The 24782-nt window shown below is 65.2% G+C and carries 32 protein-coding genes; 11 read left to right on the forward strand and 21 right to left on the reverse strand.

What is annotated here, in order from left to right:
* Positions 1 to 11: 11 nt before the first annotated feature.
* Genes AC3ANW_RS11070 through tolA form a run of 5 tightly spaced genes read left to right on the forward strand, consistent with a single transcriptional unit; the run spans position 12 to position 3875 of the window.
* Positions 12 to 1205, forward strand: a complete 1194-nt coding sequence (locus AC3ANW_RS11070) for a pyridoxal phosphate-dependent aminotransferase (RefSeq protein WP_488345406.1) — start codon at positions 12 to 14, stop codon at positions 1203 to 1205.
* Between the two features lie 21 nt (positions 1206 to 1226).
* Positions 1227 to 1643 (forward strand): tol-pal system-associated acyl-CoA thioesterase, encoded by a 417-nt coding sequence (gene ybgC / locus AC3ANW_RS11075; RefSeq protein WP_488345222.1) that lies wholly within the window; start codon positions 1227 to 1229, stop codon positions 1641 to 1643.
* The gene (tolQ, locus tag AC3ANW_RS11080; RefSeq protein ID WP_488345223.1) at positions 1640 to 2338 is read left to right on the forward strand and encodes a protein TolQ; all 699 of its coding nucleotides are present in this window, start codon (positions 1640 to 1642) and stop codon (positions 2336 to 2338) included. Before ybgC ends, tolQ begins: the two co-directional genes overlap by 4 nt.
* A gap of 3 nt (positions 2339 to 2341) precedes the next feature.
* Positions 2342 to 2800, forward strand: a complete 459-nt coding sequence (locus AC3ANW_RS11085; RefSeq protein WP_488345224.1) for a biopolymer transporter ExbD — start codon at positions 2342 to 2344, stop codon at positions 2798 to 2800.
* 25 nt (positions 2801 to 2825) lie between these two features.
* Positions 2826 to 3875, forward strand: a complete 1050-nt coding sequence (tolA, locus tag AC3ANW_RS11090) for a cell envelope integrity protein TolA (protein ID WP_488345225.1) — start codon at positions 2826 to 2828, stop codon at positions 3873 to 3875.
* A 5-nt stretch (positions 3876 to 3880) separates the two neighbouring features.
* Here the strand turns inward: tolA and AC3ANW_RS11095 are convergent, their stop codons facing one another.
* The 6 genes from AC3ANW_RS11095 to hemH all read right to left on the reverse strand — a co-directional run bounded on the left by AC3ANW_RS11095 (position 3881) and on the right by hemH (position 9646).
* A complete protein-coding gene (locus AC3ANW_RS11095; RefSeq protein ID WP_488345226.1) occupies positions 3881 to 4273 on the reverse strand; it encodes a hypothetical protein in 393 nt (130 codons plus the stop codon).
* Between the two features lie 83 nt (positions 4274 to 4356).
* A complete protein-coding gene (locus AC3ANW_RS11100) occupies positions 4357 to 4812 on the reverse strand; it encodes a Csu type fimbrial protein (protein WP_488345227.1) in 456 nt (151 codons plus the stop codon).
* Positions 4791 to 7145 carry a fimbria/pilus outer membrane usher protein gene (locus AC3ANW_RS11105; RefSeq protein WP_488345228.1) on the reverse strand — a complete coding sequence of 785 codons (2355 nt, stop codon included), beginning with the start codon at positions 7143 to 7145 and terminating at the stop codon, positions 4791 to 4793. Before AC3ANW_RS11105 ends, AC3ANW_RS11100 begins: the two co-directional genes overlap by 22 nt.
* Positions 7146 to 7150: 5 nt before the next feature.
* Complete coding sequence (locus tag AC3ANW_RS11110; protein ID WP_488345229.1) at positions 7151 to 7849, reverse strand: fimbrial biogenesis chaperone; 699 nt, start codon at positions 7847 to 7849, stop codon at positions 7151 to 7153.
* A 2-nt stretch (positions 7850 to 7851) separates the two neighbouring features.
* On the reverse strand, positions 7852 to 8391 hold the full coding sequence (locus AC3ANW_RS11115; protein ID WP_488345230.1) for a Csu type fimbrial protein: 540 nt from the start codon (positions 8389 to 8391) through the stop codon (positions 7852 to 7854).
* Between the two features lie 139 nt (positions 8392 to 8530).
* A complete protein-coding gene (gene hemH / locus AC3ANW_RS11120) occupies positions 8531 to 9646 on the reverse strand; it encodes a ferrochelatase (RefSeq protein ID WP_488345231.1) in 1116 nt (371 codons plus the stop codon).
* Positions 9647 to 9685: 39 nt separating this feature from the next.
* On the opposite strand from hemH, the gene AC3ANW_RS11125 reads away from it, so the two are divergent.
* The gene (locus tag AC3ANW_RS11125) at positions 9686 to 10396 is read left to right on the forward strand and encodes an HAD family hydrolase (RefSeq protein ID WP_488345232.1); all 711 of its coding nucleotides are present in this window, start codon (positions 9686 to 9688) and stop codon (positions 10394 to 10396) included.
* A gap of 6 nt (positions 10397 to 10402) precedes the next feature.
* Here AC3ANW_RS11125 and AC3ANW_RS11130 read toward each other — a convergent pair whose 3' ends face one another.
* The gene (locus AC3ANW_RS11130) at positions 10403 to 11383 is read right to left on the reverse strand and encodes a Bug family tripartite tricarboxylate transporter substrate binding protein (protein ID WP_488345233.1); all 981 of its coding nucleotides are present in this window, start codon (positions 11381 to 11383) and stop codon (positions 10403 to 10405) included.
* Between the two features lie 37 nt (positions 11384 to 11420).
* Positions 11421 to 12644 (reverse strand): M20 aminoacylase family protein, encoded by a 1224-nt coding sequence (locus tag AC3ANW_RS11135; protein ID WP_488345234.1) that lies wholly within the window; start codon positions 12642 to 12644, stop codon positions 11421 to 11423.
* Between the two features lie 121 nt (positions 12645 to 12765).
* Between AC3ANW_RS11135 and AC3ANW_RS11140 the strand changes: the two genes are divergently transcribed.
* Positions 12766 to 13728 (forward strand): LysR family transcriptional regulator, encoded by a 963-nt coding sequence (locus tag AC3ANW_RS11140; RefSeq protein ID WP_488345235.1) that lies wholly within the window; start codon positions 12766 to 12768, stop codon positions 13726 to 13728.
* A 12-nt stretch (positions 13729 to 13740) separates the two neighbouring features.
* Here AC3ANW_RS11140 and AC3ANW_RS11145 read toward each other — a convergent pair whose 3' ends face one another.
* From AC3ANW_RS11145 to AC3ANW_RS11160, 4 genes are all read right to left on the reverse strand, one after another.
* Positions 13741 to 14013, reverse strand: a complete 273-nt coding sequence (locus AC3ANW_RS11145; protein ID WP_488345236.1) for a hypothetical protein — start codon at positions 14011 to 14013, stop codon at positions 13741 to 13743.
* 85 nt (positions 14014 to 14098) lie between these two features.
* Positions 14099 to 14296: a hypothetical protein gene (locus AC3ANW_RS11150; RefSeq protein WP_488345237.1), complete on the reverse strand. Its 198-nt coding sequence runs from the start codon at positions 14294 to 14296 to the stop codon at positions 14099 to 14101.
* Between the two features lie 66 nt (positions 14297 to 14362).
* A complete protein-coding gene (locus AC3ANW_RS11155) occupies positions 14363 to 14743 on the reverse strand; it encodes a hypothetical protein (protein WP_488345238.1) in 381 nt (126 codons plus the stop codon).
* Positions 14744 to 14872: 129 nt separating this feature from the next.
* Complete coding sequence (locus AC3ANW_RS11160) at positions 14873 to 15127, reverse strand: hypothetical protein (protein WP_488345239.1); 255 nt, start codon at positions 15125 to 15127, stop codon at positions 14873 to 14875.
* A gap of 114 nt (positions 15128 to 15241) precedes the next feature.
* On the opposite strand from AC3ANW_RS11160, the gene AC3ANW_RS11165 reads away from it, so the two are divergent.
* Together AC3ANW_RS11165 and AC3ANW_RS11170 are read left to right on the forward strand one after the other, a co-directional pair.
* Positions 15242 to 15454: a hypothetical protein gene (locus AC3ANW_RS11165; RefSeq protein WP_488345240.1), complete on the forward strand. Its 213-nt coding sequence runs from the start codon at positions 15242 to 15244 to the stop codon at positions 15452 to 15454.
* Positions 15455 to 15562: 108 nt separating this feature from the next.
* A complete protein-coding gene (locus AC3ANW_RS11170) occupies positions 15563 to 16129 on the forward strand; it encodes a type 1 glutamine amidotransferase domain-containing protein (RefSeq protein ID WP_488345241.1) in 567 nt (188 codons plus the stop codon).
* A gap of 62 nt (positions 16130 to 16191) precedes the next feature.
* Here AC3ANW_RS11170 and AC3ANW_RS11175 read toward each other — a convergent pair whose 3' ends face one another.
* Both AC3ANW_RS11175 and AC3ANW_RS11180 read right to left on the reverse strand, forming a co-directional pair.
* Positions 16192 to 16449 (reverse strand): DUF3253 domain-containing protein, encoded by a 258-nt coding sequence (locus AC3ANW_RS11175; RefSeq protein WP_488345242.1) that lies wholly within the window; start codon positions 16447 to 16449, stop codon positions 16192 to 16194.
* The gene (locus AC3ANW_RS11180) at positions 16446 to 18035 is read right to left on the reverse strand and encodes a serine hydrolase domain-containing protein (protein ID WP_488345243.1); all 1590 of its coding nucleotides are present in this window, start codon (positions 18033 to 18035) and stop codon (positions 16446 to 16448) included. Before AC3ANW_RS11180 ends, AC3ANW_RS11175 begins: the two co-directional genes overlap by 4 nt.
* 147 nt (positions 18036 to 18182) lie before the next feature.
* On the opposite strand from AC3ANW_RS11180, the gene AC3ANW_RS11185 reads away from it, so the two are divergent.
* On the forward strand, positions 18183 to 18653 hold the full coding sequence (locus AC3ANW_RS11185; RefSeq protein WP_488345244.1) for a RidA family protein: 471 nt from the start codon (positions 18183 to 18185) through the stop codon (positions 18651 to 18653).
* Positions 18654 to 18794: 141 nt separating this feature from the next.
* On the opposite strand, the gene AC3ANW_RS11190 is transcribed toward AC3ANW_RS11185, so the two are convergent.
* From AC3ANW_RS11190 to AC3ANW_RS11210, 5 genes are all read right to left on the reverse strand, one after another.
* The gene (locus tag AC3ANW_RS11190) at positions 18795 to 19154 is read right to left on the reverse strand and encodes a hypothetical protein (protein ID WP_488345245.1); all 360 of its coding nucleotides are present in this window, start codon (positions 19152 to 19154) and stop codon (positions 18795 to 18797) included.
* Between the two features lie 805 nt (positions 19155 to 19959).
* On the reverse strand, positions 19960 to 20841 hold the full coding sequence (gene epsC, locus AC3ANW_RS11195; RefSeq protein ID WP_488345246.1) for a serine O-acetyltransferase EpsC: 882 nt from the start codon (positions 20839 to 20841) through the stop codon (positions 19960 to 19962).
* 22 nt (positions 20842 to 20863) lie between these two features.
* Complete coding sequence (locus tag AC3ANW_RS11200) at positions 20864 to 21655, reverse strand: MetQ/NlpA family ABC transporter substrate-binding protein (protein ID WP_488345247.1); 792 nt, start codon at positions 21653 to 21655, stop codon at positions 20864 to 20866.
* A gap of 68 nt (positions 21656 to 21723) precedes the next feature.
* Entirely contained in the window at positions 21724 to 22395 is a 672-nt protein-coding gene (locus AC3ANW_RS11205; protein ID WP_488345248.1) for a methionine ABC transporter permease, read from the reverse strand.
* A complete protein-coding gene (locus AC3ANW_RS11210) occupies positions 22392 to 23480 on the reverse strand; it encodes a methionine ABC transporter ATP-binding protein (RefSeq protein WP_488345249.1) in 1089 nt (362 codons plus the stop codon). Before AC3ANW_RS11210 ends, AC3ANW_RS11205 begins: the two co-directional genes overlap by 4 nt.
* Before the next feature lie 198 nt (positions 23481 to 23678).
* Here AC3ANW_RS11210 and AC3ANW_RS11215 point away from each other — a divergent pair, with 198 nt between their 5' ends.
* Positions 23679 to 23948 (forward strand): PsiF family protein, encoded by a 270-nt coding sequence (locus tag AC3ANW_RS11215; RefSeq protein WP_488345250.1) that lies wholly within the window; start codon positions 23679 to 23681, stop codon positions 23946 to 23948.
* A 1-nt stretch (position 23949) separates the two neighbouring features.
* Here AC3ANW_RS11215 and AC3ANW_RS11220 read toward each other — a convergent pair whose 3' ends face one another.
* Both AC3ANW_RS11220 and AC3ANW_RS11225 read right to left on the reverse strand, forming a co-directional pair.
* Positions 23950 to 24456: a cytochrome b/b6 domain-containing protein gene (locus tag AC3ANW_RS11220; protein ID WP_488345251.1), complete on the reverse strand. Its 507-nt coding sequence runs from the start codon at positions 24454 to 24456 to the stop codon at positions 23950 to 23952.
* 18 nt (positions 24457 to 24474) lie between these two features.
* On the reverse strand, positions 24475 to 24762 hold the full coding sequence (locus AC3ANW_RS11225) for a PepSY domain-containing protein (protein WP_488345252.1): 288 nt from the start codon (positions 24760 to 24762) through the stop codon (positions 24475 to 24477).
* Between the last annotated feature and the right edge of the window lie 20 nt (positions 24763 to 24782).

The following is a 24782-nucleotide window of genomic DNA, read 5'->3' on the forward strand; positions in this document are numbered from 1 at the left end:
CGCTGGACGGGCTGCGGCTGTCCGGCCGGGCCGAACGCATCCAGCCTTTCTATGTGATGGAGGTCGCCAAGGCGGCCGCCGCACAGGCGAAAGCGCTGGCCGGCACCGATCGGCCGATGATCTTCCTGAATGTCGGCGAACCCGACTTCACCGCGCCGCCGCTGGTGCAGAATGCCGCGATCCGCGCCGTGCACGGAGGCATCAGCCAATACACACCGTCGGTCGGCCTGGAGCCGCTGCGCGAACGCATCTCGCACTGGTACCGCGAGCGTTTCGGTGTCGACGTGCCGGCCCGCCGCATCGTCGTCACCGCCGGTGCTTCGGCGGCCTTGCAGCTGGCCTGCCTGGCGCTGATCGATGCCGGCGACGAAGTGCTGATGCCCGACCCCAGCTACCCCTGCAACCGAGAATTCGTCAGCGCCGCCGATGGCCGCGCCGTGATGCTGCCGACCACCGCGGCCGACCGCTACCAGCTCAGCGCCGACCAGGTCGCCGCCGCCTGGGGCCCGAAGACACGCGGCGTGCTGCTGGCTTCGCCGTCGAACCCTACCGGCACCTCCATCGCGCCGGCGGAGCTGAAACGCATCCACGACGTGGTGCGCCAGCGGGGCGGCGTCATGCTGGTCGACGAGATCTACCTCGGCCTGAGCCACGACGACAACTTCGGCCAGAGCGTGCTCGCGCTCGACGGTGCCGAGTCCGACGTGGTGAGCATCAACAGCTTCAGCAAGTATTTCCACATGACCGGCTGGCGGCTGGGCTGGATGGTGGTGCCGGACGCGCTGGTGTCGGTCATCGACCGCCTGGCCTCGCACCTTTTCATCTGCCCCAGCACCATCGCCCAGCATGCGGCGATGGCATGTTTCGAACCCGACAGCATTGCCGAGTTCGAGCGCCGAAGGGCCGAATTCAAGGCGCGCCGCGACTTCTTCGTGCCGGCCCTGGCCGCTGCCCACCTGCCGGTGCCGGTGATGCCGGACGGCGCCTTCTACGCCTGGTCCGACTGCACCGAAGCCTGCCGCCGGCTGGGCGTGGCGGACAGCTGGGAGTTGTCGTTCGCGCTGATGGAACGTGCCCACCTGGCGGTCACGCCGGGCCGCGATTTCGGCAATGCCGACACCGCACAGCGCATCCGGTTTTCAACCGCCAATTCGATGGCGCAACTGCAGCAGGCCGCCGCCCGGCTGCAGGCACTGCTGGGTTGACCGGCACCCGAACCCGCACCGATGGCCTTTGAATTCCCCATTCGCGTCTACTGGGAAGACACCGATGCCGGCGGCATCGTCTTCTATGCCAACTACCTGAAGTTCTTCGAGCGTGCGCGCACCGAATGGCTGCGTTCGCTCGGCGTGCAACAGCAGGCGCTGCGCGACACCACCGGTGGCATGTTCGTCGTGGCCGAGACCCGGGTGCGCTATTTGCGCCCGGCAAGACTGGACGATCTGCTGGTCGTTAACGCGTCCTTGCAAGACTCGGGACGAGCTTCCCTGACAATCGCCCAGCAAGTTTTCCTGGAGCCGGCAGAAGCCGGTGGCCAGCGCCAATTGCTCAGCGAGGGAACCATTCTCATCAGCTGGGTCGAAGCCTCTACACTGCGGCCGGTCCGTATCCCCGCCGCCATCCTGGAAGTTTTAAAACCATGAATCAAGACATGTCCATCATCAGCCTGGTGCTCAACGCCAGCCTCGTGGTGCAACTGGTCATGCTGCTGCTGATGTGTGTGTCCATCACCAGCTGGGCCGCCATCTTCCGCAAGATCTTCGCCCTGCGCCGGGTGAAGGCACTCAACGAGACCTTCGAACGCGAGTTCTGGTCGGGTACCAGCCTCAACGACCTGTTCGCGGCCGCCGCCGCCAATGCCAAGGCGGCCGGCCCGATGGAACGCATCTTCGCCAGCGGCATGCGTGAATACCAAAAACTGCGCGAGCGCCGGGTCAGCGACCCCGCCACCCTGCTCGACGGCGCCCGCCGCGCCATGCGGGCCAGCTTCCAGCGCGAGATGGACGAGATCGAATCCAGCCTGTCCTTCATGGCCACAGTCGGCTCGGTGTCGCCCTATGTCGGGCTGTTCGGCACCATCTGGGGAATCATGCATGCCTTCACCGGCCTGGCCGCCATGGCGCAGGTGACCCTGCAGACCGTGGCCCCCGGCATCGCCGAAGCGCTGGTGGCCACCGCCGTCAGCCTGTTCGCCGCCATCCCCGCCGTGGTCGCCTACAACCGCTTCGCCCGGGACATCGACCGGGTGGCGATCCAGCAGGAGACCTTCATCGAGGAGTTCTCCAACATCCTCCAGCGCAACCTCGGTGCGCCGGCCCATACCGCTTCGGGGCACTGAGCCATGCCCGCAATGGCTTCACGCGGCCGCGGCCGCCGCACCATGAGCGAGATCAACATGGTCCCGTTCATCGACGTGATGCTGGTGCTGCTGATCATCTTCATGGTGACCGCGCCGCTCATCACGCCCAGCACCATCGACCTGCCATCCATCGGCAAGGGCAATGCCCAGCCGCCCCAGGTCATCCAGGTCATCGTCGGCAAGGACGAAACGCTGCAAGTCAAATCCGCCGACCGCACCGCGCCCAGCACCATCAACGATGTGGGCAACGCGGTGAAGGTGATGCAGCAGTCCGCGCCGCCTGCCGCCGCGCTGCCGGACGGCACGCCCGGCAAGAGCAACAGCGCCGTGGTCATCAGCGCCGACAAGACGGTGAAATACGAAACCGTCGTCAAGGTAATGGACAAGTTGCAGCGCGCCGGCGTTCAGCGGGTCGGCCTGTCCGTCCAGCTGGCACCCTGAAACCGATGCATTCCATCGCGCCACGATGCCCGTGACTTCCGCTTCTTCCCATCGCAACGAATTCGCGCCGCCACCCACGCGGGGCCGGGCTGGTGGTTTCAGCCTGGCCGTGCTGGCCCACCTGGCACTGCTGGCCGCGCTCACCTGGGGTGTGCGCTGGAAACAGGACACCGACACCCCGGCGGTGGAAGCCGAAATCTGGTCGGCCACGCTGCGCCAGGCCGCACCGCAGGCGATCGAGCCGCCACCTCCGCCACCTATTCCCGCGCCTCCTCCGCCGCCTGCGCCGGAGCCTGCCCCCGCGCCGCCGCCGCCCCCCCCGGCACCGGCCCCGGCGCCCGACCCCGACACGCGTGACGCCGACATCGCGCTGCAGAAACAGAAGCAGGAAATCGCCCGCGAAAAGCAGCGCCAGCAGCAGTTGGAACTGGCGCGCGAGAAGAAGCTGAAGGAACAGCAGGAAGCGCGTGAAGAAGCCGCGCGCGAGAAAGCGGCCGAGGCCAGGAAACTGGCCGACAGGCAGGCAAAGGCCGAAAAGCAGGCGCTGCTCGAAAAGCAGGAGAAGGCGGCTGAAAGACAGGCGCAACTCGACAAGCAGAAACAGCTGGAAAAACAGAAGCAGCTCGACAAGCAGAAGCAGGCTGCCGAAGACAAGCAAAAGCAGGCTGCAGAAGACAAGCGCAAGGAGCAGGCGGAGGCGAAGGTGCGCGAAGACCTGCGCAAACAGCAGATGGCGCGTATGGCCGGGCTGGCGGGCGCCACCGGCGGCGCGACCGCCACCGGCTCTGACCTGCGTTCTTCCGGACCCTCGGCCACCTACGGCGGCCGTGTCGCGGCGAAGGTTCGTCCCAACATCACCTTCACCGACGACGCACCGGGCAATCCTCGGGCGGAAGTCGAAGTGCGCGCCGCACCGGACGGCACCATCGTCGGCAAGAAACTGGTCAAGTCCAGCGGCAACCCGGCGTGGGACGACGCGGTGCTGAAGGCCATCGAAAAGACCGAGACGCTTCCCAGGGACATCGACGGCCGGGTGCCTTCATCGCTGGTGATCGGCTTCCGCCCGCGCGACTAGGAAGGTCAGGGTCCGCTGCGGACGGTGCTGTCGCTGGGCACCAGCAGCGTGGCCCGGCCATCCTGCGATGTGAAGGTCTGCGGCACGACGACCGAGGGCGGGATGTTCTGCACGGGTGCGCCTGGACTTTGCAATATCGTCGCCCGTCCGTCGGCCGACTCGTCCACCACGCTGGCCGAACCGGTGGTTCCGCTGCGGTCCAGCACCGTGCCGGCAGCCCGCACGCAGGCGTTGTAGGCCGGACGCGGCTGGGCCGGATCGCAGGCCGCGAGTTGCTGCTGATAGAGCGCCTGCGCAGCTGCCGACGCGGTTTGCGCGCTGACCGGACCGATCGGCGTGAGCACCACGACGGCCAGGGCGAAGGGCAGCATCGTGGAAACAAGGGAACGGTTGCGCATGACGGGTCTCCTGCGCCCGACAAGGCGCCAGGGACCACCTTAGCTGCCCGCTCCGACAGGCACGGAAACAGTTCGTACGCGGCTCAGTACGACACGGTGATGGTCATGCTGTCGCCGAACGCACCGGCGCCCGTATTCTGCCGGGCGGGTATGCGGCCGTACACGGTGTGATGGACGGCACCCTGGCCGGTCGACATGCCGCTGGCCGCGCTGGTCCCCGAACTGCCGTCGCCCCATACCACCATGCGCTGGACGTCGACATACAGGTTGTAGTTCAACCCATAGGCCCCGGACGAAAGCATGCGCTGTGAATAAGTGCCACTGCCGGCGCTCAGGGCGACGGCATAGCCCTGAGCCGCGTTGCAGGTGACGGCGATGTCCCCGGCGCCATCCAGCGGCGCGGCGCTCGAAGGGTCGTAGGCGCCAAAAGACAGGCCGGTCGCCGACACGCCGCAGGTCGCCGCCAGCGCCGGGGCTGCAAGGGTGCACAGCACGAGACACCAGGACCGTGCCGGGCTCACTGCGGAATCGAACGACATGACTGCACTCCCAGGTCGGGAACCGGGTCGGGCTGCGGTGCCGACGGCAGTTCGAAAACACATGCTCCGGCGGTACCGCGCAGATCCCAGCGAACCGTGACCCGGTTGAACGCTGCCAGTCCGGACAGGAACAACTGACCGTCGATACCCACCGGATACCCCCGCGCCTGGCCCTCGATGCTCGCCATCCCACCGGCGGGCACGGCCTGGCCGTCCTCGGTGCGCACGACCATCGTCGCGCTGCGTTGCCGGCTGACGGGAAATCGCAGCAGCATGCCGCTGCCGAACGAGGGAACCGCATCCATTTGAAGGCTGTCGATCCGGGTGTCCATCGGCAAGTCCGCCTGTTCGATGCGCAGGGGATTGACCTGGTACGCCCGCAGGCGCGGCACCAGGGCGGTTCCGTCCGCGCCGGTTCGTGCGACCAGCTGGTTGTCCGCATACACCCCCACGCCGGCGAGGCCGGGCGTCTGCACCACTGCGAAACTGCTGTCGATGCGTCGACCGGCATAGAAGGCTCCGTCCATCAGCACCAGTCCGCCATCGACCCCGGCGCGCCACGCCGACTGGCCGCCCGACACGTCTGCCTCGAGGACTGCCGTACCCGCCGCGTACTGCTGGCTCAGCGAGCCCAGCGCATGCCGGTTTTCGCCGTTGGCCGCCAGCAGGCGATAACCGGTCCCGTCGCCCGCCGGCAGGTTGCGCTGAACCTGCACCTGGGCCTGCGAGCCGCCCGACTGCCCTGTCAGGCCGGCACTGGCCGTGGTGCGGGCGTCGAGGGCGCGGGTGAAAGTGATGCTGGCCACGACGGTTCCCTGCGGCCCGCTGCTGCGAATCAGCGAAAGCGTCAGGAACCCCAGGTCACCCAATGCGACCCCATAACCCAGGCTCAACAATCTGACGGCCTCCGACACCCGCGGTTGCTGCACCACGTAACCCAGCGACAGGGAGCCGCGATCGATGGCCATGCTCACGAAACTCTGCCAGGCCACACGTGCGGCCGGCTGGTTGGGCAGAGCCCCTGCCTGTATGAAATCGCGGCTGGCGAACTGGGCGTTCAAGCCCACACCGAAACGACGCGACTGGCGCTCCATGCCCAGGACCAGCAGTCGGCCTTCGCCACGACCGCCGCTTTCTCGCCTGCCGCCCCGGCTGGCCGCCACGGCCGCATTGACGGTTCCGATACGGCGCCAGGCCAGCACCGCTCCCAGCCCCGCGGTTTGCTGGGAGCCGATCCATTCGCCATGCCCTTCGAGCGTGAGCCGGTCGTTCAGGCCGGCCCGGTGGGTCGCGACCATGGCGGTGCGGCCGTAGTGATTGCTGGCCAGCCCAAAGTCCTCGCGGATGCGGCCCGCCTCGTACGAATAGTCCTGCACGCCCGATTTCAAGAGCCGTCGCGAGGCGTAGTAAGGCACGACGATCACCTGCTCGCGGCCCAGCAGGTCACGCACGACCAGCCGGGTTTCGCCTTGCCCGTTCACGGCGGGCATCTGCTGCAGGCTGAAAGGCCCGGCCGGTATGTCGCGCCGCATTTGCAGTGCGCCGTTGACATACAGATCGACCACCGACGGCAGGGCTGCCTCGCCGGACATGGACGGCAATGGAAAAGTGATGAATCCAGGCTGGGTGCCGAAGTTCGTAGCCCACTGCACACCGCCGAGCCGGACCGGCCGGGCCCACTGGCCACCGCCGCTGACCGTGTCGCCCAGTCGCAGGCTGGCACGCCGTTCCGGAAAGTCACGCACCCAGCCGGTTTCCAGGCGCAGCGTTTTCGGCCCCTGGACGAAACCGTCGCGCAGCGCGAAATTCGCCATGCCGGCCCCCCATCGGTTGAAGCCGCCAAAACCCAGCAAGGCCCCGCTCTGCCGCAATCCGCCGGCGCGAGTCGAGGAAAGGTCGTAGTTGAGAAACATGCCGGGCGGCGCCGGCGCGGGGACCGGAAAATCGCCGAGACCGACATCCAGCCGGGTCGGCTCGAAAAGCGATCCGGCAGCCTCGATTTCAAGGGACTGACGGTTTTCGTCGATCCGCCATGCCAGTCCGGCGATGCCATCCAGTCGATACAGGGCCGGGCCGTCGCGCAGCGTCGGATCGGCGGCCGGCAGGTTGAGACGCCACCGCCGCAGCGTCTCGCCATCCAGCAAGGCGTGCCCGTCCGCCGTGCGCAGCAGCACGACGGTCTCTCCCGTATCCAGTCCGTTGATGCGCACCGAGAGAAGGTTTTCCGAAAGGGCCGGAGCTGCGAGGGTCTGCGCCTCGGCCCGCCATGCGATGGCACCGGCCAGAACAAGCCCGATGGACGCCGCCGGACCGATGGCACGCGGGAATGCCACGACCTTCAGGGCGCCGTCACGAGTATCTGCGCGGCCATGTCGCCGGCATCCGTCCTGGCGGTCAGGCGCAGGTCGCCGCCCGGAGCCTGCTCCCGGCGGACAGGCCATTCGCGGCTCTCGCCCGGCAGCACATAAGCAGGCGTGAACGGCGTGAGCTGCCGGGGCGCTTCCAGGCCCAGCACCTGCACATGCACATTGCCTTCGTTGTAGGCGGTCAGATGCAGCAGTCCGCCCTCCTCGCGGGCCTTCCATTGCAACGATGGACGCGCCTGCACCGGCATCACGAATACCGGCAGGCTGATGTGCAGGGCGATCTGGACACCACGGGCATCCGGTGGCCGCGCGGGCGGCACTTCCTCCAGCAGCAGCCGATACGCGGTTTCGCGTTGCGGATCGGAGATGGCCCCGCGCAAGCCGACACGGACGATCTGCACGCCGCCGACGGGCAATGTGAAGATCGGTGGCGTGGCCAGCAAGTCGCGGGTGGACATCAGGACGTCCTTTCGGTCTTTCTGCGTCCACCGTTCCAGCACCAGCTGGATCAGCGCGGGCTCGGTGCCGTCGTTTCGCACCGTCAGCACGCCGGAGGCACCGGCCGAGGCCAGCGTCAACCTGACGGGGCTGATGGAAAACGAGCCGGCGCCAGCTGCGCCGGCACACACGATCCACGACACCAGCGCCGTGGCCCGGAAGCCGCGCCTCACGCTCAGAAGCTGACGGTGGCGACGATGGTGTCGCTGTAGCTGCCGGCAGGCACTCGCTGGCCGGCTGCGATGCGACCGTAAACGGTCGACTTGACCGGCAATCCGGTGCCAGTGATCGTCAGGCCCGCCGTATCCGTATCGCCCCACACCTGCGAGCGCCCCGTATCCCTGAAGAGTTCGTAGCCCAGCACGTTGTTGAGGCCATCGGCCATGCCGCGTACCGGGAGTGTCGCAGTCGATCCCGTGTTCGGATTGGCGCCCTGTCCCAGCCTCAAAGTGCCGTTGGTGCCCACCGTGCAGACGGTCGACACCTCACCCGTGCCGAGCAGCGGGCTGGACGCATTCGCCACGGTCGAGTCGTAGATGCCGAAAGCCACCGCGGTGGTCGACATGATGGCGCAGGTGCCGGCGACGGTGGCAGTCACCGACAGGGTGTTGGTGGCAGTGGCAGCCTGGGTCTGCACGCCGGCGGCGCAGAGGGCGCATGCCGCTGCGATGGACAAGGCACGTGGCAGGGATTTGCGTGAGGTATCGACTTTCATGACCGTTTCCTTTTGACTTGATGAGACAACCCACGGCCCTTGCGAGGACCGGGATGTCCATTAGGTATGCGATCACTTACTTTTGCGTCGACGGAACTAGTCCTTCCGGCTCATTCGACGGCGCGGGTTGACGCGAAGGTCAGCGCGGCGCGCCCATCGCCCTCGCCCGCTCCGCCTGTGCTTCCATGGTCCGCGCCCGGGGCAGTTGCCGTGTCTGCCAGCCGCCCATGTGCTGCTGCGCGATGCCGGCCAGCGCCGCCACCCATCGCTGGCTGTCGTTCAGCGCCGGTATGTAGTGGAAGGCCTCGCCGCCGTTGTGCAGGAAGGCCTCGCGCACCTCCATGTCGATTTCTTCGAGGGTCTCCAGGCAGTCGCTGGTGAATCCGGGGCACATCACGTCGACCCGCTTCAGGCCGTCCCTGGCCAGGGCTTCCAGCGTGGGCTGGGTGTAGGGTTCCAGCCATTTGGCACGGCCGAAACGCGACTGGAAGGTGGTCAGCACTTCTTCCTTGTGCAGGCCCAGCTCCGACGCCAGCAGCCGCGCTGTCTTGTGGCATTCGCAGTGATAGGGGTCGCCCAGTTCGAGGGTCCGCGCGGGCACGCCGTGGAAACTGAGCACCAGCTTTTCGGCCTTGCCGTGTTCGCGCCAATGGGTTTCGACGCGTGCGGCCAGGGCGGCGATATAGCCGGGGTCGTCGTGGTAACGCTGCACGAAACGCAGTTCCGGCAGATTGCGCTGGCGTTCGCCCCAGGCAAATACGGCGTCGGCCACGCTGGCGGTGGTGGTGCCCGAATACTGCGGGTAGGCCGGCAGTATGAGGATGCGGGTGGCGCCTTCGGCTTTCAGCGCGTCGAGCTGGCTGGCCACCGACGGGTTGCCGTAACGCATGGCGTGGCGCACCAGCACCTGGCGGCCGGCCTCGCCGAGCCAGGCACGGAGCATGTCGGCCTGCTTCTTCGTCCAGACCGCCAGCGGCGAGCCTTCAGGCATCCAGACCTTGGCGTATTTGGCAGCCGACGCCCTGGGCCGGGTGCGCAGGATGATGCCGTGCAGGATGATCTTCCACAGCAGAGGCGGTATTTCCACGACCCGCCGGTCGGACAGGAATTCGGCCAGGTAACGGCGTACGGCGGAAGGTGTCGCTGCGTCGGGCGTGCCCAGGTTGACGTACAGGATGGCGGTGCGCGGCGGCTGGCCGTGCAGATGGGTCGGTTCTGGGGAAAATTGCGGCACGTGGGGTTGTCTCGAAGGCACGGGTCGGCACACGCCGACGGTGCGCTATTCTCGCCGCGCATGCACCAAGAACACACACTGGATGTATCCGCCATCCGCGCCATCAGCCTCGACCTGGACGACACCTTGTGGCCCGTCTGGCCCGCGATAGAACGCGCCGAGGTGCTGCTGCACCGCTACCTGGCGCAACACGCACCGGCCACGGCCGCGCTGTATCCCGATCCGGCCGCGCTGCGCAAGGTGCGCAACCAGGTCGGCCTGGACATGCCCGAGATGGAACACGACCTGAGCGAACTGCGCCGTGAATCCATTCGCCGTGCACTGCGCCACGGCGGTGAAGACCCGGCGCTGGCCGATGCGGGTTTCGACCTCTTCTTTGCCGAACGGCAGCGGGTCGAGTTCTATGCCGACGCCATGGCCGCACTGGAACGCCTGGCCGCGCGTTTTCCGCTGATCGCACTGACCAACGGCAATGCCGACGTGCATGCCGTGGGCATCGGCCATCTCATACCGAACCGCATCAGCGCCCGCGACTTCGGCAAGGCCAAACCCGACCCTGCGATCTTTTACGCAGCAGCGGCCGCGGTCGGTGTGCCGGTCGAATCGATGCTGCATGTGGGCGACGACGCGGCGCTGGACATCGTCGGCGCGCTCGGTGCCGGCATGCAGGCGGTGTGGGTCAACCGCAAGGGCGTGGAATGGACTCTGGGCCGCCGCGCCCAGATGGAAGTCACCGAGCTGGGCGCCCTCTGCGACGCGCTGGGCTGCTGATTTTCTTCAGTCCTTCATGTGGGCGAAGTCGACCAGTTTGCGGTATTGCGCGACGTCGCTGCGGATCATGGCGCCGACGTCTTCCCTGCCGGTGGCCGGCACCATGCTCACATCGTCCAGCCGTTTGCGGGTGGACGGGTCCTGTAGCGTTGCCTGCAGTGCGGCGGCCAGTTTCTGGGTGACCTCGGGCGGCAGGCCGCGCGGACCCACCAGCGCGAACCAGCCGACCAGGTCGTAGCCCTTCAGCAGCGGATGTTCGCCCAGCGCCGGAACGTTGGGATAGGCAGCGGCGCGTTTGGCGCTGCTCACGCCCAGCGGAATCAGCCGGCCGCTCTGGATGAAGGGGTTGGCGGCGGCCGGCGAGATCATGGCGAACTCGATGTTTCCGCCGGCCAGGTCGCTGGTCAGCGGTGCGGTGCCACGGTAGGGAATGTGGGTCATGAAGATGCCCGCGCGCTCCTTGACCAGTTCACCCGCGAAATGCAGGATGGACCCGACACCCGAACTGCCGTAGCTGAACTTGCCCGGGTTGCGTCTGGCGGTTTCGACGAATTCGTTCAGCGTCTTGACGCCAGCCTTGGGACCGGCGACCAGCAGCACCGGCGCGGTGTTGATCAGGCCGACCGGGGTGAAGTCCTTTTGCGGGTCGTACTTCTGTGCCGGATTCACCATGCCGGTCGCCGCCAGCTCGTTGTTGGCGCCCACCAGCAAGGTGTAGCCGTCCGGCGCCGCCGCCGCCACCCTTTGCGCAGCGATGGCGCCGGCCGCGCCGCCCTGGTTGTCGATGACGATGGCGGTGTGCAGCCGCGGCCCCAGGCCGTCGGCCACGATGCGGGCCGCGATATCCACCGAACCGCCGGGCGGGTAGCCGACCACGATGCGGATCGGCTTGGCCGGATAGTCGCTCTGCGCCCAGGCAGAAGATAGCAGCGCAGCCGAGGCGAGCGCGGCCCAGAGGCAGGAGCGGACGGGTGAGACCTTGAACATGGCGTGTGGCCTTGAGTGGGAAAAAGGTTTGCCCGCTTCAGGCAGGCAGGAATTTCTGGACGAGCCTGACCCAGTAACTCGACGCGATCGGCAGGATCGCATCGTTGAAGTCGTAGCCCGGGTTGTGCACCATGCAGCCCCCGCTGCCGTGGGTTTCGCCTTCGCCGTTGCCGACGATGAAATAGCTGCCAGCGCACTTCTCCAGCATGAAGGAAAAGTCCTCGCTGCCGGTCAGCGGCTGCAGGTCGTGCAACAGGCCGTCTTCGCCCAGCCAGTCCGCAGCCACCTGGCGCGCGAAGTCGGTGGCCGCGACGTCGTTGACCAGCGCCGGATAACGCCAGCGGTAATCGATCTCCGCACGCACGCCCAGCGTGGCGGCCTGCGCGTTGACCACCTCGGTGATCCGTTCGCGCAGCATGGCCCGCACCTCTGGACGGAAGGCGCGCACCGACAATTTCATGTCGACCTGTCCGGGGATCACGTTGGGCGCGTCGCCGGCATGGATCGAGCCGACCGAAATGACGGCCATGTCACGCGGATCCACGTTGCGCGACACGATGGTCTGCAGCGCCAGGATGATGTGCGCCGCCGCCACCACCGGATCGGCCGAAAGGTGCGGCGCCGACCCGTGGCCGCCCTTGCCTATCACCGAGATCAGCACGGTGTCCGACGACGCCATGAACGAGCCGCCCTTGAAACCGATCTTGCCGACCGGGAAACCCGGCATGTTGTGCAGGGCGTAGATGGCGTCGCAGGGGAATATGTCGAACAGGCCGTCCTCGATCATCTTGCGGCCGCCGCCCAGGCCTTCTTCGGCCGGCTGGAAGATCAGGTGGACCGTGCCGTCGAAATCGACTCCCCTGGCCAGGTGGCATGCCGCCGCCAGCAATATGGCGGTGTGCCCGTCGTGGCCGCAGGCGTGCATCTTGCCGGCCACCGTACTGCTGTATGGGAGGCCCGTGGCCTCATGGATGGGCAGTGCGTCCATGTCGGCGCGCAGTCCGATCACCTTGCTGCCGGTGCCGCGTTTCAGCGTGCCGACGACACCGGTGCCGCCCAGTCCGCGGTGCACCGTGTAACCCCAGCCGGCCAGTCGTCCGGCCACCAGGTCGCTGGTGTCGAACTCCTCGAACGCCAGCTCAGGATGCGCATGGATCTGGTGCCGCAGGGCGACCATTTCCTGTTCGATGGCGCGAATGCCGGGCAGCACTGCATGGGCGTTTGTGGTGGTGGCGGTGTCTCGTTGCAGGACTTGTGTCATGGCGCTGTATTGCGGCAGTGTTGTTGCCGGCAAGTCTAGAAAGCAGCAGCGGCCGCCGGCAGACAGGCGACACCTTGCACCGTTCGGTTCTACCTGTCGCAGGATCTCGATAATCCTGGCCATGAAACTCCACCAGATCCGCTACCTCGTGGCCGTCGCCGCGCAGGGCAGCATCCGCGGCGCCGCCCGGATGCTGGGCGTCACCCAGGCAGCCGTCACCCAGGGCATGCGTGAACTGGAAACCGACTGCCGGCTGGCGCTGTTCACCCGGCATAGCGGCGGTATCGGCTTGAACGAGGCCGGGCGCGACCTGCTGCTGCACGGCCAGCGCATCCTCGAGCAACTCAAGCAGGCAGAACAGGAACTGGACCGGCATCGCGGAGGCGACTCGCCGCAAAGGCTGTCGATCGGCATCACGCCGTGGGTGGCGCAAAGCCTGCTGGCGCGGGTGCTGAAACCCTTTCGCGATGAGATGCCGCATGTACAGCTCGAAATGCTCGACGGTTTCTCGGCCCTGGCCTACCCCCGGCTGCGAGAGGGCACGCTGGACCTGATGATCGGCCGCATCGCCGAAGCCGACGAAATGGTCGGCCTGCAGGCGACGCCCTTTTTCACCTATGACGCGACGGTGATGGCACGCACCGGGCATCCGCGTGCCCAGGCCGATTCGATACACCAGCTACTGGAAGAAGACTGGCTGCTGAACTTCGCACCTGACGGCGAGGCCGCCCTCATGGCGCAACTGTTCGGGCAACACGGCGCCCCGGTGCCGCGCCAGCGCATCCATCTGGCGCACTCGGCGGCGCTGATGCTGACGCTGGTGCAGCAGACCGACATGCTGACCTTCTGCCCCTGGCCCCTGGTGGAAACCGAAGCCTTGCGCGGGCGGGTGGTAGCGCTGCAACTCCAGGAGAGATTCGCGCCGCGGGTGGTGGGTGTCATCCGGCGAGCAAACGAAAAACCGTCGCTCGCGGCCCAATGTTTTTTGGCACATTTCACCCGGCAGGTGCAGGCATGCGCGGTTTCGGGTGATGCGCAGATGCGGCGGATCTTCTATTCGATCGAAGTGAACACCGGGAAATGAGGCGAAGCCGGATCAGCCTCCCAGGTTCTGCAAGGCTCTCAAACGGACCAAGCCCTGGAAATAATCCTGCACGAAGATGGTGACCATGCGGTCGTTGATACCCGGATAACCGGCCGGCAGCGCCAGCTCGCGGTCGGCGGACGAAAGTCCGAGGCCATCGACTTCGGCATCCCATCCGAATCGGACGCCGCGCGGTTCGATCTCCATGCGTTTGTAGCTTCCGCGAAAGGGATAGCTGCCACCTTCGATTTCGATGGTGCCGGAAAAGGGCTTGCGATCTGCCAATGAATGCTTTCGGGTACGGCGCTGCAGTATGCGCGACAGCCACCCCCGTCAAACACGCAGCTGCGGGCCAATGTGGGCCGGGGTGTCATCGTCTTTCATCGGCCCTCTTCACTTGACTGGCAGGTTTTTCTGGCTTTTGCGCCTCGTCCGTCTTGGCGCTGGGTGCCACGCCGTTGGGATGGATCGCGGAATCCGCAGCGTCCAGGCCGGCGCCGGGGTCTTCTTCACCTGCCGTCGATTCCTGCAACTGATGGGGCTTGGGGAGGGTTTTTTGCGTGTTCATGTCCGCAGCATCGCCCCGACACCAGGACGGCCCCGTAGGACCGCGCCGCAGACGGGTGACTGACTTTCAACCGGCGGGACTGCGGTCGTGCCAGTCCTGCAACCTGGCGCGTACGCCCGCGATCACGGCAACCAGCGCTTCTTCTGGCATCGAGTCTTCCGCCATCACACCCGCACCTGCGACGAAGCTGCTCATCTTGCGCCGTACGACCTCGGCCAGCCAGGCGAAACACGGACCGTTGACCACGTAGGTGACACGCACCACCGAAATGTCCATCAGGCCACCCGCATGGATCGCGTCGAGCTGGTCGAGCGTCAGGCGTTTGCGGGTGGCGGATACACGTCGATCGGTCCGGCGGCGGTTCGGGACGGCCAATTCCGTCAGGCCGCGACCGCCGACCTGGTCGCTGGCGCGCCGCGCGGCGGAACGTCTGTCGAGTACATGCATGGACGGGTTATCGGCAGGCGCTGAAATAACTTTCAACTTATCGCCATCCGCGGATCCGCAGCCGGTCGCCCATTCCCAGCGTTGCTGAACCACTTCGGCGGCCACCGTGGGCCCGGACCGCGGCGTCGGCTAGCTCAGGAAAAGCCTGATGGCCAGCCAGATGCACAACATCGACATCAGCAGCACCGCCACCACCGTCATCCCGCGGATCAGACCGCCGCGAAAGGTAGACGCACGCGAAGCCAAGTCGGAATCGCTGCCGGGCGCCACCGTCTCGACGAAACGGCTTTCCTCGATGGCGGATTCGGTGGGACTATATAGAGCGCGGTTGGGATCGGCCTCCCGCATCCGAAGATAAGTGTCTCGCCAAGTGTGATCGGCCATAACTATGACTCCCGAGTTATTGTTAGTTTATGTCACCCGGTGCCGGGTGGGTACCGTTTTCGGCTGCACACTAATATTCCGCATCCGTGAGGTGTCGTACGGAAAATGGATTCGATGGTCAGTTTCTTTCACAGCCAGGGTATTACCTTCATCGCCTGCGCCTTGTCGTGCCGGGAGGGCTGGATATCGACCGTCGACATCGTGACCGACGTGGTCGAGGTCAGCCGGCACCAGCGGCTGGAGGTTTATCCCACCCAGGTCGCCGCCCTGCTGGCATCGTTTGCGGACGCATCCCACCTGGCGGCAATGGTCAAACGCATGGATTGAGCGCCCCGGCTCCCTTGTCCTACCAAACGCGTTCAAGGTACGACTACAGCCGCGCCGCCATGCTGCTTTCAGAGTGACGGTTTTGAACATCGTCCGAAAGGCAAGAACATGGCAGACAACAACGACATCCTGGCCGGCAAGAAGGTCGCGATTCTGGTGACGGACGGCTTTGAGCAAGCCGAGCTGACCGGTCCCAGGCAGGCACTGGAAGCCGCCGGCATCGTCACCCGGATCATCGCGCCCAAGGCGGGAAAGGTGCAGGGTTTCAATCACACCGACAAGGCCGATACCTTCGCGGTCGACCAGACGCTGGCAGACGCCGCGCCGGAAGAATTCGACGCGGTGCTACTGCCCGGCGGCGTGCAGAACGCCGACGCCCTTCGCCTGGACGAACACGCACGGACGTTCGTTCAGAAGATCACGCGCCTGCAACGGCCCATCGCCGTCATTTGCCACGGCTCCTGGCTGCTGGTCGATGCCGACCTGGTGCGCGGCAAGACCCTGACCAGCTGGCCCAGCCTGCAGGTCGACCTGGAAAACGCCGGCGCGACCTGGGTCGACGAACAGGTGCATGTGGACGGCCACCTGGTCAGCAGCCGCAAGCCGGACGACATCCCGGTCTTCAGCGAAAAATTCAAGGAAGTGCTGGCGACCAACCACCCCGAACCAGTGTGATGCGCGCGGCCTGACCGAGGATGGCTCCCCCGAACATGCAGTGATTTCCAGGGCGGAGCCGTTTAGTCGGGCCGCCGACGTCCGAGGCGGATAGGCCCACCGCTGCTGGCGGCGTGGACATCCACGCCGCCGCGGCTCACCCGGATTCGCCTGGCATCGACAAGGGTTTGCGCCACTTCTCTTATCTGCGGCATTAGTTCGCGCCATTCGGTTTCATCGGTCGCCAGTGCGCGGGCCACCTCGGACGGGCAGATCGTCGCACTGTCCTTCCGCTCGGCCAGCAAGGCGAATATCCGGTTTTCGATGTCAGCCGCCCTCATTGCACCAGCCGCCCCGGTAGTCGGCCCTTGAATCCGCCATTACTCTGGAAAGAGACATTCACTGTGCTGCCGTCGAAGCGGATCGAATAGACGATCTCGGTTCCCTCATTGATGTTGCGGGACACCATGCGGAATGTCTGGTCGTCCGTCCACTCGCCCTTCAAGGCAATGTCCACGCCCGGCGCGGGTTGGGACAATTTGAATATGCCATCCAACCCCATCGGGCCGGATACGAACCGGCCATCTGCATAGCTCACGTCGCAACTGGCGTCGGCACCGGTGAGTTTGAAAACGACCCGTTCGATGCCCATGGCGTTCCGCTCGAATGCCCAGGCCTTGCCGGATATGGCCTCGGCCAATGCCGGCGCGGCATTGACCGCTGTGGGTCGCTGCACCGCCGCCTGCCGGATATGTTCGGCCAATTCTTGTTGCGCATCCGGCGCGGCGGGTAATGCGTCGGCGGATTCCACGGCTGCGTTGATCTTCCGGACCAGGACCGGAATCGGATAATTGCGCCGGCCGGTCACGACGGCCACCACATCCACATCGGGCAAGACAATGATCATCTGGTGCAGAAAACCCACCGTCATATAGGCATGCATCGACGGAATGGTCCACCAGCCATTCGAATATCTGAAAAGCGGGCCGGCGCGGTTGATCATGCCGTTGTCGAAACCCATGTCCGTGGTTGCGTTCTTCACCTGCTCCACCCAGGCTGCGGGCAATAACTGCCGGCCGTCCCACTGTCCGTTGCGCAGGTAGAGATAACCGATCTTCGCCATGTCGCGCGGCTGGAAGAAAAGCCCATAACCGCCGATCTCCGCACCCGTCGGATCCGTGGCCCACCGTACGTCGGTAATGCCGAGCGGCCCGAACAAGCGGCGCTGCGCATAAGCGAGCGTGCTGCCGCCGGTGGTCCTGGCCAGGATGGAAGACAACAACTGGGTATTACCGCTGGCGTAGTTGAAGGTGGTGCCCGGCGCGGCTGCCATGGGGCGGTCGAGCACGAACTTCTGCCAGTCGCTGCTGCGGTTCATGGCCAACAGTGATTCAGGCACCGAACCGTCCAGCCGTTCCTTCCAGTCGATGCCGGAAGTCATGTCGAGCAGATGGCCGACGGTGATCGCCCTCTTGTCCGCGTCCAGATTGGCGACGTCCGGGACGGCCAGCAAATCGACCACCGGCATGTCACGTGAGGCCAGCAGGCCGTCCTGGATCGCCATGCCGATCAAGGTACCGACCACGCCCTTGGTGGTCGAGTTGACCGCATGCCTGGAGCCGGCCCGGAACGGCGCGTAATACACATCAGCCACCAGCTTGCCGTGGCGGGTGATCAGCAGGCTGTCCATGCCGTTCTCCGCGCCGTAGTCGATCAGGGAGGCAATGGCGGATGAACGCATGCCCTGCGCTTCCGGCGTGCTTTCGGTCCAGCCTGCCGTCGGCCAGGCTTGGTCGGCGGTGCCGGCAAAGGCACCCGTCGCCCATGGCAGCGCGGCGACGATGAGTAATGCGAGCGTGCGCCGTTTGATGACGGCGGCGGCGGTGGCTGCTGCGGTGGTGCGTGCTGTTTCGACTTGCCTGGACATCGTTGATCGCCTCGACGTTTTGTCTGCCGCGCAGATCATAGGTGCGGCCTCGTCGAGCTTCTGTTCCGCCCGGTATCGGCACTGCCTGTATCTGGTGGACACTTTCTCCGCGTGCCACGATTCCGGCCACGACCAAACGGAGCAGACATGTCTTGTGATGAACGATTCGACGCGGAAGCAGCCGCCCTGGGTTATCGCTTCGATGGAGAAATAAAGATCGGCGGCAATTACGTGCCGGTCATCCGCGACGGCCCGCTCGTTTATGTCAGCGGCCAGATTCCGCGTGTCGGCGATACGGTGGTCTTCACCGGTGCCGCGGGGTCTGGTGCCACGCTGGAAATGGCCCGCACCGCCGCCAGGGTCTGCGTGATGCGTGCCCTCGCCCTGCTCAAAACTTCTGCCGGCGCGCTGGAAAACATCCAGGCCGTTCCCAGGATCAACGTGTATGTGCAGTCCGCGCCTGCTTTCACCCAGCAGAGCGAGGTGGCGGACGCGGCGTCGGACCTGTTGATCCGGGTGTTGGGGCCGTTGGCGGCGCATACACGGACTTCGGTCGGAGTGGCCCAGTTGCCGAAGAACGCGACGGTCGAGGTCGACATGGTGGTGCGGGTGGTGTGAAGCCAGCACCGTGACATGCCCGGCAATGCACTCAACAAGGTGCGTTTCGATTCTTCGCCGGGCACGACATATGCAGCGGATGGCGACAGCGCCAATGCCTGTTCAGCTCCACCCCCCCGCTGCGCAAAGCACGGGCAGAACTCAAATGCCCGGCAGCATCCAGTCCTCGGCGCGGGCGAACACGCCGTGGCCGCCGAGTTTGCGGAGCGCTACGTCGGACACCCAGCCGATGCGGTCCAGCGTGCGCCGCAACATCTGCAGGCGGTCGACCATGTCGTCGTCGTCCACGTCGTGGATCAGGTTGGGCCGGTCGCGGGACAGGCGGATGCCCGTGCTGGCGAGGACGCAGACTTCATGCAGCAAGGTGCGCAAATCGTCCGTGGCGGTCGGGCCGTCGGGGTCGAAGCTGGGGATGAAATTCGCCGGGTCCGGCGCTGCTGCGGGGGCGGACGGATGGGCTGACCGCTGGGACTCTGGGAACTCGGTGGACGTCGGTTTCATGCTGGCCTCCTGATCGTTGGCACTGCGATGGGAAACCACCGTCATTTCATCGGGAGGATGAAGTGGCGGCGGCTCGAACAGGTTGGCGTACCGCGAGTTTCCGTGGAAAGAACGGCAGGGCGTGAGCCCTCCCATCCGAGCCGCCATAAGCGAATCGAATGAAAAGGCCGCAGTCATGCGGTCGAAGCAGGGTCCGCGGCCTAAGCCACGAAAACTCATCAGGACGCCAATCCTGTTCGCGCGTTTCCGCGCGAGGACGTAATGTAATCGCGATGGAAAAATCAAACAATCCTGACCGAGGCAAAGCACCGATGGACGCACGCCCCGAAAGCAATCAGCGAAGTTAAAAAATTCCAATATCAAATTTCGATTGACTCAGCAATTACCTACAGCTCAGCCGGCAACTTCGCTTGCCTGACATATATAAACAATTGATCTAAAAACCCCCGAGACAATTTGAGCCTCCCTGTTGCAAGTGAGATCAAAACTCGGGGAGAGCTTCGCCGACGCCCCAACTTCCAACCATCAACTAAAGCCTGAATTCTCAAACCAATAAGGTTGTTGCACTCCTCGTCCACCGAGTAATTTAATGAAGTGCCAAAGCTCAATTATTCAATCCAACTCAAATTGAAAATTCGATTGTTTTGCTCGGACGTGCGAGCACCTTTCGATACGTCTTCATTTAATGACGGGCGGACGACAGCTTCATCGCAGATGTGTGTCGCCAAGACCAGGAATTTGGCAAGCAACAATTGAGGCCACCTGGGTTATCGAGTTTCACGTCGCAACCAAGAGCGAACGGCCCTCAACTCATCGACACCGCCTGCACCACAGACCCGCCCGCAGGCACGTCATGCGTCAGCCACACATTCCCGCCGATCGAAGCGCCCTTCCCCAGCGTGACGTTCCCCAGCACCGTCGCCCCGGCGTAGATCACCACGTCGTCCTCCACCGTCGGGTGCCGTTGCAGCCCTTTCAGCAAGGTTCCGTCTTCCGATTTGGGGAACCGCCGCGCGCCGAGCGTCACGGCCTGGTAGATGCGCACCCGCTCGCCGATGACGGCGGTCTCGCCGATCACCACACCCGTTCCGTGATCGATGAAAAAACTCCCGCCGATCCTTGCGCCCGGATGGATGTCGATCCCCGTCCGGCTATGCGCCTGCTCGGCCGCGATGCGCGCCAGCAGCGGCAACCCGAGCCGGTACAGCTCATGCGCCAGGCGGTGGTGAATGATGGCCAGCACGCCGGGGTAGCACAGCAGCACTTCGTCCACGCTGCGGGCGGCGGGGTCGCCTTCGTAGGCGGCCAGCACGTCGGTGTCCAGCAGGCGGCGGATGTCGGGCAGCGCGTCGGCAAACGTGCGCAATGCTTCGGTGGCCTGGGCTTCCACCGCCTCGAAGGCGGTGCCGCTGAATCGGAGTTCGAGCCTCGCCTGGCACAGCAGCGTGTGCAGGGCGGCGTCGAGGGTGTGGCCGACGTAGTAGTCCTCGTTTTCCTGCCGGAGGTCCGGCGGGCCGAGGCGCATCGGGAACAAGGCCTTGCGGATCTTGTCGATGGCTTCGCCGACGGCGTCGGGCGAAGGGAATTCCCTGGCCCCGGTTTCGCGGGGCCGCGATTGCGACGCCCGCCACTCGTTTCTCGCATCGTGCAGTCCCTGCACGATGGCGGCCATGCGCAGCGTGGGCATCGCTTCTTGTCGCTCGTTGGGCTTAGAAGCCCGGCAGCACTGCGCCGTTGAATTCGGTCTCGATGTACTTGCGGATTTCCGGCGACTGGTAGGCCTTCACCAGCTTGCCGACCCAGGGCTGGTTCTTGTCCTGTTCACGCACGGCGATGATGTTGATGTACGGGCTCTTGGCGCCTTCGCGGGCGATGGGGTCCTTCACCGGGTCCAGGCCGCCGCTCTTGGCGAAGTTGGTGTTGATGCCGGCGGCGTCCAGGTCGCCCAGGGTGCGGGGCAGCTGGGCGGCGTCGACTTCGACGAACTTGAACTTGTGCGGGTTGTCGGTCACGTCCAGCGGGCTGACGGTGACGCCGGCTTCGGGGCGGACCTTGATGTAGCCCTGGTCTTGCAGCAGCAGCAGCACACGGGCGCCGTTGGTGGGGTCGTTGGGCAGGCCGACACGGGCGCCGTCCTTCAGCTCTTTCAGGCTCTTGACCTTCTTGGAGTAGATGCCCATGGGGAAGTTGATGGTCTGGCCGACGGACACCAGCTTGTAGCCGCGGTCCTTCACCTGCACGTCCAGGTAAGGCTTGTGCTGGTAGCTGTTGGCGTCCAGGTCGCCAGCGGCCAGGGCGGCGTTGGGTTGCACGTAGTCGCTGAATTCGACGATCTGGAGCTTCAGGCCGTCCTTCTCGGCGACCTTCTTGACCTGTTCCATGATCTGGGCGTGCGGGCCGGCGGTGACGCCGATCTTGATGGCCTTGTCTTGCGCCTGGGCGATGCCGGTGGCCAGCAGGGTGGACAGCACGGCGGCGGTGAGGATGTTTCTGCGTTGCATGGATGAAGACTCTCGTTTTGGGTTGAGAAGGAAACTCGGAAAAATATGGGAACCGGTGCCGGCGCGGCTCAACGGTGACGAAGGCGGCGAACGGCCCAGTCGCCAAAACTCTGCACGGCCTGCACGAAGAAGATCAGCACGACGACGACGGCCAGCATCACTTCGGGCAGAAAACGCTGGTAGCCGTAACGGATGCCCAGGTCGCCCAGGCCGCCGCCGCCGATGGCACCAGCCATGGCGGAGTAACCCGTCAGGCTGACCAGGGTGATGGTCAGCGCGGCCACGATGCCGGGGAAGGCTTCGGGCAGCAGCACTTTCCAGACGATCTGCCAGGTGCTGGCGCCCATGGCCAGCGCGGCCTCGACGACCCCGTCGTCGACTTCACGCAGCGCCACTTCGACCAGCCGGGCGACGAAGGGCGTGGCGGCGATGGTCAGCGGCACGATGGCCGCGCCGGTGCCGATGGACGATCCGGCCAGCAGGCGGGTCAGCGGAATGATGGCGACCAGCAAAATGATGAAGGGCGTGGATCGCACCGCATTGACGATCCAGCCGGTGATGCTGTTGGCGACCGGGTTGGCCAGCAGCGCGCCCTGGTCGGACAGGCGCAGGTACACGCCCAGCGGTATGCCGAACAACGCACCGAGCACGCCCGAGACGCCGACCATGATGATGGTTTCCCAAAGGGAGAACGCGAAGATCTCCATGAACTGCTGGGTGAACAGGACACTGCCGCTCATGCTGCGACCTCCTCGATGCGAACGCCGGCGGCGACCAATGTTTGATGGGCCGCCGCAAGCGATGCCGCGTCGCCGCGCAGCAGCGTGGTGAGGGATGCGAAAGACACACCCTGGATTTCATCGACCTGACCGTGGACGATGTTGACATCCACGCCGAAGCGCCGGGTGAGGTCGGACAGCACCGATTGTTCGGCGTCTTCGCCCAGGAAGGCCAGGCGCAGCAGCCTGGCTTCGCCGGGATGGGCCGCCATGACGGCCCGCACGCGGGCGGTGACCGGCTCCGGCAGCGCTTGCGGAACGACGTCTTCGACCAGGCTCTTGGTGATGTCCTGGCGCGGCTGCAAAAAGATTTCGGATACATCGGCCAGCTCGACCACCCTGCCCGCATCCAGCACGGCGGCGCGATGCGCCAGTTGCTTGATGACCTGCATCTGGTGGGTGATGAGGATGATGGTCAGGCCGAAGTCGGCGTTGATCTGGCGCAGCAACGCCAGGATGGAGCGCGCGGTTTCCGGATCCAGTGCGGACGTCGCTTCATCGCACAGGAGGACTTTGGGTTTGCTGGCCAGGGCGCGGGCGATGCCGACGCGCTGACGCTGGCCGCCGCTGAGTTGTGCGGGATAACGGTCGCCGAGATGGCCCAGGCCGACCAGGTCCAGCAGCTCGCCGACGCGGCGCTTGATGTCGGCCTTGGGTGTGCCGACCAGTTCCAGCGGCAGGGCCACGTTGGCGGACACGGTGCGGGAATCGAGCAGGTTGAAATGCTGGAACACCATGCCGATGTCGCGGCGGGCTGCCCGCAACTGGTCGTCGGGCAGGGCCAGCATGTCGCGGCCGGCCACGAGCACACGTCCGGCGCTGGGACGGGCCAGCAGGTTGACGGTGCGGACCAGCGAGCTTTTACCGGCGCCGCTCTTGCCGATGATGCCGAAGACCTGCGCCTGGGGAATGTCCAGGTCGATGTCTTTCAGCGCGTGTACCAGGCCTTTGGCGGACGGGTAATGAACGCTGACGTTCTGCAGGGCGACAGCGGGGACGGGCGCGCTGGAAGATGAGGATTCGGGGGAGCTAGGTAGCGCGGACACGGGGGGCCTTATGCAAGTCGGGTGACTTTGCGAGGCGGCTATTTTAAGAAATCCTTCTTAAAAGGAAAAAGACTTAATTTTCTGTTGCTAGTGGCGGAAAACGTATAAGAAACCCCGGCAGGTTAACAATTGCCTTCGTTGTAACCATATGCTGGAATCGTCATGCGCTGCTCTTGGCGCGCTTCGAATCAAAACATCATGAAGAACTTCGTTTTCGCCACTGCCCTGGGCCTGGTTCTCGCTGCCGGAGCGCATGCGGCGGAACCGTCGGCACAGCAGAACCTGATGGGCACCTGCAACACCGAAGCCACCGGCAAGAAGGGTGACGAGCGCAAGGCCTTCATGAAGGACTGCCTGTCCAACGGCAAGAAACGCCAGCAGGAAAAAATGAAGATGTGCAACACCGACGCGACCGGCAAGAAGGGCGATGAGCGCAAGGCGTTCATGTCAAGCTGCCTGAAGAAGTAGGTCAGTCGGGCTTGCGGCCGGTGATCATCGCCAGCAGCAGGTTTTCGCGGTGGCGCAGGCTGGTGAAGACGACGCCGGCCACATGCAGCGGCAGCAGCGCCACGACCGTCCAGGCCAGGGTCTTGTGGGTAGTCTCGACCCAGGCCACGCCGAAAAATTCGTCGGTGGTGAACATCCATCCGGTAGCGCAGGTAGCCAGCACGCACGCCCACAGCGCCAGGGCCATCCATCCGCCGAGGGGGTTGTGGCCGACGTGCCGTTCTTCGGTGCCGCGCAGCAGGCGGCGGGCATATGCGGCAGTGGCGGCCGCGCCTTTCACAAAATCCGTGAATCGCGCGTGGCGGCTGCCGATGAAACCCCAGGCCAGCCGCACCACGACCAGTGCGGCAATGCCGTAGCCGACCTTCTCATGCCAACCGCCAGCATGGTCGAGCGTCCACCAGGCGGCGGCGATGCCGGCCGCAACGCCCCAGTGGACGATCCGGACCAGGGGATCCCAGACCTTCATCTGCTGAAATCGCCGGTATCAGCTCTGCGGGACTTCGTGGACTTTCTCGAAGCTCTTGGGGTGAAAGAACACCTCGGCGCGCGCGCCCTTGTCGTCGAAGCCGTAGACCTCGTAGCAGTTGTTGTAGGTCTTGACCTGGCGGACCTTCCAGCCCTTGCCTTCGAGAAACTTCTGCAGTTCCATCTGGCCGCGCCATTCGGTCTTGGGCGTGTCGGGCGTGCAGGTGATGTTGCCGTGCTGGGCGAAGGCGGCGGCGGATGCCAGCGTCAGGACGGCGGCGGCGATCAGGCGGGTCTGGAATTTCATTGGATGTTGGTGCGGCGTGG

This window comes from Xylophilus sp. PBN-3R, from assembly GCF_057747805.1.

What these genes read in the sequence shown, in the direction of transcription:
- ybgC (WP_488345222.1), top strand. Translation starts at nt 1,227, where the DNA reads ATGGCCTTTGAATTCCCCATTCGCGTCTACTGGGAAGACACCGATGCC.
- tolQ (WP_488345223.1), top strand. Translation starts at nt 1,640, where the DNA reads ATGAATCAAGACATGTCCATCATCAGCCTGGTGCTCAACGCCAGCCTC.
- AC3ANW_RS11085 (WP_488345224.1), top strand. Translation starts at nt 2,342, where the DNA reads ATGCCCGCAATGGCTTCACGCGGCCGCGGCCGCCGCACCATGAGCGAG.
- tolA (WP_488345225.1), top strand. Translation starts at nt 2,826, where the DNA reads ATGCCCGTGACTTCCGCTTCTTCCCATCGCAACGAATTCGCGCCGCCA.
- AC3ANW_RS11095 (WP_488345226.1), bottom strand. Translation starts at nt 4,273, where the DNA reads ATGCGCAACCGTTCCCTTGTTTCCACGATGCTGCCCTTCGCCCTGGCC.
- AC3ANW_RS11100 (WP_488345227.1), bottom strand. Translation starts at nt 4,812, where the DNA reads ATGTCGTTCGATTCCGCAGTGAGCCCGGCACGGTCCTGGTGTCTCGTG.
- AC3ANW_RS11115 (WP_488345230.1), bottom strand. Translation starts at nt 8,391, where the DNA reads ATGAAAGTCGATACCTCACGCAAATCCCTGCCACGTGCCTTGTCCATC.
- AC3ANW_RS11125 (WP_488345232.1), top strand. Translation starts at nt 9,686, where the DNA reads ATGCACCAAGAACACACACTGGATGTATCCGCCATCCGCGCCATCAGC.
- AC3ANW_RS11130 (WP_488345233.1), bottom strand. Translation starts at nt 11,383, where the DNA reads ATGTTCAAGGTCTCACCCGTCCGCTCCTGCCTCTGGGCCGCGCTCGCC.
- AC3ANW_RS11135 (WP_488345234.1), bottom strand. Translation starts at nt 12,644, where the DNA reads ATGACACAAGTCCTGCAACGAGACACCGCCACCACCACAAACGCCCAT.
- AC3ANW_RS11140 (WP_488345235.1), top strand. Translation starts at nt 12,766, where the DNA reads ATGAAACTCCACCAGATCCGCTACCTCGTGGCCGTCGCCGCGCAGGGC.
- AC3ANW_RS11150 (WP_488345237.1), bottom strand. Translation starts at nt 14,296, where the DNA reads ATGAACACGCAAAAAACCCTCCCCAAGCCCCATCAGTTGCAGGAATCG.
- AC3ANW_RS11155 (WP_488345238.1), bottom strand. Translation starts at nt 14,743, where the DNA reads ATGCATGTACTCGACAGACGTTCCGCCGCGCGGCGCGCCAGCGACCAG.
- AC3ANW_RS11160 (WP_488345239.1), bottom strand. Translation starts at nt 15,127, where the DNA reads ATGGCCGATCACACTTGGCGAGACACTTATCTTCGGATGCGGGAGGCC.
- AC3ANW_RS11165 (WP_488345240.1), top strand. Translation starts at nt 15,242, where the DNA reads ATGGTCAGTTTCTTTCACAGCCAGGGTATTACCTTCATCGCCTGCGCC.
- AC3ANW_RS11170 (WP_488345241.1), top strand. Translation starts at nt 15,563, where the DNA reads ATGGCAGACAACAACGACATCCTGGCCGGCAAGAAGGTCGCGATTCTG.
- AC3ANW_RS11175 (WP_488345242.1), bottom strand. Translation starts at nt 16,449, where the DNA reads ATGAGGGCGGCTGACATCGAAAACCGGATATTCGCCTTGCTGGCCGAG.
- AC3ANW_RS11180 (WP_488345243.1), bottom strand. Translation starts at nt 18,035, where the DNA reads ATGTCCAGGCAAGTCGAAACAGCACGCACCACCGCAGCAGCCACCGCC.
- AC3ANW_RS11185 (WP_488345244.1), top strand. Translation starts at nt 18,183, where the DNA reads ATGTCTTGTGATGAACGATTCGACGCGGAAGCAGCCGCCCTGGGTTAT.
- AC3ANW_RS11190 (WP_488345245.1), bottom strand. Translation starts at nt 19,154, where the DNA reads ATGAAACCGACGTCCACCGAGTTCCCAGAGTCCCAGCGGTCAGCCCAT.
- epsC (WP_488345246.1), bottom strand. Translation starts at nt 20,841, where the DNA reads ATGCCCACGCTGCGCATGGCCGCCATCGTGCAGGGACTGCACGATGCG.
- AC3ANW_RS11200 (WP_488345247.1), bottom strand. Translation starts at nt 21,655, where the DNA reads ATGCAACGCAGAAACATCCTCACCGCCGCCGTGCTGTCCACCCTGCTG.
- AC3ANW_RS11205 (WP_488345248.1), bottom strand. Translation starts at nt 22,395, where the DNA reads ATGAGCGGCAGTGTCCTGTTCACCCAGCAGTTCATGGAGATCTTCGCG.
- AC3ANW_RS11215 (WP_488345250.1), top strand. Translation starts at nt 23,679, where the DNA reads ATGAAGAACTTCGTTTTCGCCACTGCCCTGGGCCTGGTTCTCGCTGCC.
- AC3ANW_RS11220 (WP_488345251.1), bottom strand. Translation starts at nt 24,456, where the DNA reads ATGAAGGTCTGGGATCCCCTGGTCCGGATCGTCCACTGGGGCGTTGCG.
- AC3ANW_RS11225 (WP_488345252.1), bottom strand. Translation starts at nt 24,762, where the DNA reads ATGAAATTCCAGACCCGCCTGATCGCCGCCGCCGTCCTGACGCTGGCA.